This is a genomic window from Bacillus sp. DB-2 (assembly GCF_003315125.1).
GTDB lineage: Bacteria > Bacillota > Bacilli > Bacillales > Bacillaceae_G > Bacillus_A > Bacillus_A mycoides.
Genome location: NZ_QNRN01000035.1, coordinates 1 through 7390, shown reverse-complemented (window position 1 = coordinate 7390; position 7390 = coordinate 1). Strand labels below are relative to the sequence as shown.

Below are 7390 nucleotides of genomic sequence, written 5' to 3'. Positions count from 1 at the left end.
AAAGCATGACAATTTTATGTCATGCTTTTTTATTTTATAATTACAGAGTTTTGTATACTAGCACTAAAATTTATTTGAAATAATTGTTTGAAAAGGTGTTATTAAATTGGACGTTTATATCATTTTGATTATTTCTTTGAATGAGGAATGCTTTTTGTTTTTGCTTGGAATAAAAATATACAACAAAAATATTATCTAAAGTAATAAAAATTTATTGCAAAACGATAAACTTTATATTAAAATCAAAATCAGAATAAATAAGTGTGGTGCTTTTTATGGAAAAGGTAACAACGTTATTTTTAAAATTAGAGGAGGTATAACTATGGACATTAACAATTTGATTATTGAAAATATGGATAACCCTCATGAGTTGGAGAGAATGTATAGAAAAGACCCAAAAGCTTTTAAAAAGTCATTCTCACAAGCATGGGTCCAAAACCCTGATTCTCAGGTGCTAAGTGCTTGGTATGAAAGGTTGCATTTCAAGGAAACGACAAATAAAGAAAAAGTATCGTTGTTTCAAAAAGGTTTCTTATTCATGGGCATGTTAGCTATTCTAGCTGGGCTAAGCACTAGAATCATTTTCCACTTTGTCGAGCAGGAAGCAATTGCTCCAATTAACCTGGCTTTTGGTATAATTCCCTTTATCGCTGCCTATTTTGTTTACAATAATACTCCGGAAAAAAGTATTATTTATTTCCTTGCATCGTTATTCCTGATTTCCGGGTTGTATCTTAATATGTTGCCATTAAATTATAAAGACAGCAGTATCCTTGCTTATTTACATCTTCCTATATTGTTATGGGTCTTAGTAGGGCTTGCGTTTACAGGAAATGAATATTCAAAAGGAAGTACGAGATTAGCTTATATTAAATTTAATTTGGAATATGGTATTCTCTACGCCAGCATGGCAGTGAGCGGAATGGTATTAGCAGCATTAACCATGCAGTTATTTAGGTTTGTTGACTTGAATATAGAAGACTTCTATTTTAGTAATGTTATTTTATTTGGTGCTGCCGCTCTCGCTATTGTGGCTGCATACTTGGCATCAATGAATCTTAAACTTGCTAAGAATATTACACCATACATATCTAAAATTTTTAGTCCTCTCGTCTTGATCACATTGTTGATTTATCTTATAACGGTTATATGGGTCGGGAAAAATCCGTTCTTGGACCGCAATTTCCTAATGGCCTTCAACGGAATACTCCTTGGTGTATTGGCTGTTACCATATTTTCCATTGTTGAGAGTGAATCAGACGAGAAAAAGAACATTTCAGATTATATCAATTTTGCCTTAATTGTTCTTGCGCTTATTATTGACACTGTGGCTTTGTCAGCCATCGTATTCAGACTTTCTTCTTACGGGATTACACCTAATAGACTTGCTGTCTTAGGAGTAAACATACTGATCTGGGCAAATCTAATTTGGATCATGTTTTCCTATATGCGTTTTCTACAAAACAAATCAGGACCGACAGCTATCCAAGATGCCGTTACGAAGTATTTGCCAATTTACGGACTTTGGGCAGCTTTCGCTATATTTACTTTCCCTATAATTTTTAATTAGAAAGACTTTGTTAACGTAACGACAAGCTAATTTTCTATAACGTATAAAATCCTTAGAGCCGATAAGTATCGTTACTTCTATACTTTCTCGACAATAAAAAAACGTCCCAAAGTAGGACGTTTTTTTTATGTGTATTGCTGTTTTTTCTTAATAAGTAATAACACTTGTGACACACACGCTAGTACTGGTAGTTCTATTAACGGTCCAATCACTAATGCAAGCGCGATAAGAGGCTCGTCTGGAAAAGCAGTCACAGCAATTGCGAGTGCAACAGGCGAGTTTCTCGCTAATGTTGTTAAGCTTAGGCTTACAGTGTCTTCATAGGATAAATGCATCATACGTCCTACAAACTGTCCTAGTATAAAGTTAATTATGAAGAACAGTAATACTGGTATAAGTAACAATAAAACAACATTCATATTTTGTAATAAGTACTTACCTTGTGAGGCAAACATCGCTACTATTGCTAAACTTAAAAATACAATTTGAGCAGAGCTGAAAAATGGAATGAGTTTATTCTCAAGTGTTTCAGCTTTTTTCATTTTATGCATAATGAATTTTGTAGCGTGCGCAAGTAAAAATGGTAAGACGATTACGATAACAATACTTTCTACTAAAATAGAAAACGCTACAGTCTTCATTACACCAGCAAATAAAAATAAATAAATTGGAAGCAGTAGTACTTGTAAAATTAAATTTACTGGTAGAATTGATGTAGATAATGCGACGTTACCTTTTGCGATCTCTGTGAAAATTAAATACCAATCTGTACATGGAGTAACCATTAACATAATAAATCCAACCCAAAGTGCCGGGTGATCTGAAAGAAATAGTGCTCCTAACCCCCAAGCGAGTAAAGGTGTCCATAAAAAATTAATGGTGAGGCTCGTTCCAGCGAATTTTAAATTACGGAATCCATTTTTTATTTCTTTCAATGGGATGCTGAGGAATAATCCATAAAGCATGAAAAATAAGAAGGGAACAATAAATTTTTCCGAATACATATGTATCATATTAAATTGTCCTAATATAACCCCGAATATAACAGCTGCAAGAATGATAAAGGTTTGAATCTTTTCTAAAGTACTCATTAATAAATCCTCTCTATAGATGAATTTCTCTCTCTAGTTGTATTATACAAGGGATTTCACTTATGTGTTTTCGAATTTATCATTTTGAATGAGGAAATATATTTCTTTATTGTTTTTAATCCGAGATATTTTTCTTTTTAAGAAGTTACTTGACTAAAGTAAGTAGATGTATTACAATCACTTACATAAGGTAATTAAATAACAAAAAGTTTTGAGTTACTTAGGTTAAGGTATCTATTGGAACTTTTTATTAGAATAAGAATTTTTATGATGATGAATAATGAATATGATAAGAAAGTTTAGGTGAAGAAAATGGGATTATTTAGCTCGTTATTTGGTAAAAAAGAAGAAAATACAAAAGTAGAGGAGAATAAAACAATGTCAAAAGTATTATTTGTAAAAGCAAACGATCGTCCAGCGGAGCAAGCAATTAGTTCAAAAATGTATGAAACATTTGTAAGTGCTTATAAGGAAGCAAATCCGAATACAGAAATTACGGAGTTAGATTTATTCGCATTAGATCTTCCGTATTACGGAAATATCGCTATTTCAGGTGGATATAAACGTAGTCAAGGAATGGAGATAACAGCTGAAGAAGAGAAGGCAGTTGCTACAGTGGATAAGTACTTAAACCAGTTTTTAGAAGCTGAAAAAGTAGTATTTGCATTCCCATTATGGAACTTTACAGTACCAGCACCATTAATCACGTATATTTCATATCTTTCTCAAGCGGGAAAAACGTTTAAATATACAGCGAACGGTCCAGAAGGTTTAGTTGGTGATAAGAAAGTAGTTGTTTTAGGTGCTCGTGGTTCAGATTACTCTTCTGAACAAATGGCTCCTATGGAAATGGCTGTTAATTACGTTACAAACGTACTTGGATTCTGGGGAATTGCAAATCCAGAGACAGTTGTAATTGAAGGACACAATCAATATCCAGATCGTTCACAGCAAATTGTTGAAGAAGGTTTGGATAACGTTAAGAAAGTAGCGGCGAAATTTTAATTAATGATAGTAAATGTAAAACCAACATGGATGACCATGTTGGTTTTTTAGTCTAATTTCCATGTTAAAAAATGTATATTCATAAAATGAATGAAAAGTTTGAAAATAGTATTGCAAAATATTATATAACAAACTATAATGAGTTCAAGAATAGTTGATACTTAAATTAAATATTCAGAAAATTCAATTAGTTAAAATTGGAAAATGAAATAAGGAAATTTGAATGGGGGTTATATTATGGCGAATAAAGTACCGTTTTCGTTCATAGTAGTTATCGGATTAATGTTATTTGCACTATTTTTTGGAGCAGGAAATTTAATATTCCCAGCGATGCTTGGTCAATCGGCAGGAGAGAATGTATGGATTGCTAACGCTGGATTTTTAGTAACAGGAGTAGGTTTACCATTACTAGGTGTATTAGCATTTGGTTTTTCGGGTAAAGATGATTTACAGTCATTAGCAAGTCGTGCTCACCCGGTATTCGGGATTGTGTTTACAACAGTTTTATACTTAGCGATCGGTCCGTTATTTGCAATACCAAGAACAGGAAATGTTTCTTATGAAATTGGTCTTAAGCCTTTTATGCCAGAGGGATTAGGTTCTACACCTTTAATTCTTTTCACAATTATATTCTTTAGCATCACTTGTTTTTTTTCGCTAAATCCTGCGAAAATTGTCGATATTGTTGGAAAAATATTAACGCCAATTAAATTGACATTCATCGGTATTTTAGTAATCGTTGCTTTTATTCATCCAATTGGAGATATGCAAGCACCAGTTGAAGGATATACATCACATGCATTTTTCAAAGGATTCCAAGAAGGATACTTAACAATGGACACGCTTGCATCGTTCGTATTTGGGATCATCATTATTAATGCAATTAAAGAAAAAGGTGCGAAAACGAAAACACAAATTATGGTTGTTTGTGCAAAAGCAACACTGATCGCTGCATCTATTTTAGCAATTATTTATACAGCTCTTTCTTATATGGGAGCTTCAAGCGTTGCGAAGCTTGGACATTTAGAAAACGGCGGAGAAGTATTAGCAAAAGTTTCTAACTACTATTTCGGATCATATGGCGGGGTATTATTAGGGTTAATGATTACAGTTGCTTGTTTAACAACAAGTGTGGGACTTGTATCAGCGTGTTCTTCATTTTTCCATAAGCTATTCCCAAATGTTCCTTACAAGGTAATTGCAATTACGTTATGTGTGTTTAGTGCTATTGTTGCAAACGTAGGATTAACACAATTAATCGCAGTTTCTGTTCCAGTATTAACAGCAATTTATCCACTAGCAATCGTGCTGATTTTCTTAACATTCTTCCACTCGTTATTCAAAGGTAGAGCTGAAGTTTATCAAGTGAGCTTAATCGTAACATTTATCATCAGCTTATTCGATGGATTAAGTGCAGCTGGAGTTAACATTGAAGTAGTAAGCCAAGTGTTCACTAAATTCCTTCCGATGCAGGAAGTAGGATTAGGCTGGATCTTCCCAGCGATTATCGGTGGATTTATCGGCTATGGTATTAGCGTTGTAAAAACGAAAAATGGAGTGCAACCAGCAGCTAGTGCGAATAAGAAAATAAGTTAAATGAAAAAAGTTATAGAATTTGATTCTATAACTTTTTTTGTTACTATTGATAAGAATAGAAAAAATAAAGTAATAGGGGAAATAAAATGAAAAAAACAATTGACCATATCGGGATCGCAGTTCGTGATATAGATAGTACGATACAGTTTTATGAAAAGGTTTTATCAGGAACTTTAATAGATCGATACGTAAGTGAAGCACCTGGTGTTGAAAGCGAAGTAGCTATTCTTGAAGTTGATGGTGATAGAATCGAATTACTTGCGCCAACGAATAATACGACTTCTCCAATAGCACGATTTATAAAGCAAAAAGGGAAAGGTGTCCATCATGTTGCGTATCGTGTAGACGATTTAGATGTGGCTTTAGAAGAATTAAAGGAACAAGGGATTCGAACGTTAGAACATACGCTTCGCATCAATAAGCATGGTAGACGATTAATTTACCTTAACCCAGCGGATACGGAAGGGACGATTATTGAATATTGTGATTATCCGGAAGTGAAATAAAGGAAGTGTATTGTTGTGAAAGGTGTTACGTACTAATGTAACGCCTTTTTATTTGTATACTTTTCAATATTTCGACGAAAGTATTTCGGAATGTTGAATATATATTATGAGAAGCTATCCACTATCCTGTAGGAGTGGGCATGATTTTTTTTAGTATTTGCGAGCAAATGGAGCCGACTATAGGGTAAGCAATCCTCATTTTGCACAGTAATATATGAAAGAAAAAGAGTGCTTTATAACCAACTATATATTTTATGCAATACATATAATATAAATTGTGAATTTCATGTATTGGAGAGTGGTTATCTGTGGAGATTTCAAATAGTGCTGAAAATTTTAACGTATTATTTGTTACATCTAGTGTTCCTGTCTATTTTCCGGCGCTAGAGGAATCTATATATAATAGTTTGAAAAAGGCAATTCGTAATGTAACGATGGTAACATACGAAAACTTGGTGAAAACGGCTTTAAAGATAAAACCGGCACTCATTATTGTATTTCATGGTTTTGAAGAAGGGATAATTAAGGGAATTCAAGATTTAAAACAATACAACTTTAAAACTGCACTCTGGCTTACAGATGACCCTTACTTTACAGATGTGACGAAAAACTTAGTGCTTGACTATGATTATGTGTTTACGCAAGATACAGGATGTATTGATTTTTATAAAGATTTAGGTTGTGATAATGTATATTATTTGCCTTTAGCAGCAGAACCTCCTGTATATACGCCGATACTTAGGGAAGAGGAATACATATTTGATATTAGTTTCATAGGGACTGCTTTTGATAATCGGCTCGCATTTATTGATTCAATTGCAGAGTACTTAGTGACTAAAAACACTCTAATTATAGGTTGTAATTGGGATAGACTAAAAAGTTATGAGTTATTGAAAGATAAAATTTTACTTTTACCATTTTTGGTTTACGAAAACAGTATAGGATATTACAAAAAAAGTAAAATCAACATGAATATACATCGCTCGATAGAGGATTTAACATTTAATAGAAATAGAGTAAAAGTAAATGCTTGTTCTATTAATAATCGTACATTCGAAATAGCTAGTACAGGTTCTTTTCAAATGACGGATATTCGTTCAGATTTAGAAAAGTGTTATATTCCAGGGGTACAAATTGAGACATTTACCTCAGCGGTTGATTTTATAGAGAAAGCTGAAAGATATTTATCGAACCCGGCACAAAGAAAGAAAATTGCGATGGAAGGGCTGAAGAGAACGCTAATCGAACATACATATGATAAAAGGGTACAACAGCTGTTAAAAATAATTGAAATGAACCCTAAAAAAGAAAATGAAATTTAAAAATAGGGAAAGAATGTGTTGAAACACAACATATGTAAAGAACAAGGTATTTGAATGGAAGAGCATACACTTCGAATGAATAAGCATGGTAGAAGATTAATTTATCTTAACCTAGCGGATACAGAGGGCACGATCATTAATTATTGTCATTATCCGGAAGAGAAGTAAAGGAAGTGTATTATGGAGAAAGGGTGTTGCGTAATAATAAAATGTACCCTATAGAATAGACACTGAAAAAAAGTCTATTCTATAGGGTATTTCTTGTATAATGAGAGAAAATTGGGATCGGAGAAAGTTCAA

The 7390-nt window shown here is 33.1% G+C and carries 6 protein-coding genes and 1 pseudogene; 6 read left to right on the top strand and 1 reads right to left on the bottom strand.

What is annotated here, in order from left to right:
• The first annotated feature begins 322 nt into the window (after nucleotides 1-322).
• Complete coding sequence (locus DET63_RS29910; RefSeq protein ID WP_113938649.1) at nucleotides 323-1570, top strand: DUF4153 domain-containing protein; 1248 nt, start codon at nucleotides 323-325, stop codon at nucleotides 1568-1570.
• A 125-nt stretch (nucleotides 1571-1695) separates the two neighbouring features.
• Here DET63_RS29910 and DET63_RS29905 read toward each other — a convergent pair whose 3' ends face one another.
• The gene (locus DET63_RS29905) at nucleotides 1696-2661 is read right to left on the bottom strand and encodes an arsenic resistance protein (protein WP_113938648.1); all 966 of its coding nucleotides are present in this window, start codon (nucleotides 2659-2661) and stop codon (nucleotides 1696-1698) included.
• A 312-nt stretch (nucleotides 2662-2973) separates the two neighbouring features.
• Here DET63_RS29905 and DET63_RS29900 point away from each other — a divergent pair, with 312 nt between their 5' ends.
• The 5 genes and pseudogenes from DET63_RS29900 to DET63_RS29880 form a co-directional block, all read left to right on the top strand.
• The gene (locus DET63_RS29900) at nucleotides 2974-3666 is read left to right on the top strand and encodes an FMN-dependent NADH-azoreductase (RefSeq protein ID WP_016092819.1); all 693 of its coding nucleotides are present in this window, start codon (nucleotides 2974-2976) and stop codon (nucleotides 3664-3666) included.
• A gap of 237 nt (nucleotides 3667-3903) precedes the next feature.
• Nucleotides 3904-5262 carry a branched-chain amino acid transport system II carrier protein gene (gene brnQ, locus DET63_RS29895; RefSeq protein ID WP_113938647.1) on the top strand — a complete coding sequence of 453 codons (1359 nt, stop codon included), beginning with the start codon at nucleotides 3904-3906 and terminating at the stop codon, nucleotides 5260-5262.
• A gap of 86 nt (nucleotides 5263-5348) precedes the next feature.
• Nucleotides 5349-5768: a VOC family protein gene (locus DET63_RS29890; protein WP_033730341.1), complete on the top strand. Its 420-nt coding sequence runs from the start codon at nucleotides 5349-5351 to the stop codon at nucleotides 5766-5768.
• A gap of 308 nt (nucleotides 5769-6076) precedes the next feature.
• Nucleotides 6077-7090, top strand: a complete 1014-nt coding sequence (locus DET63_RS29885; protein WP_002012286.1) for a CgeB family protein — start codon at nucleotides 6077-6079, stop codon at nucleotides 7088-7090.
• Nucleotides 7091-7150: 60 nt separating this feature from the next.
• Nucleotides 7151-7258, top strand: a pseudogene (locus DET63_RS29880) (glyoxalase); the annotation flags it as partial.
• Nucleotides 7259-7390: the final 132 nt, after the last annotated feature.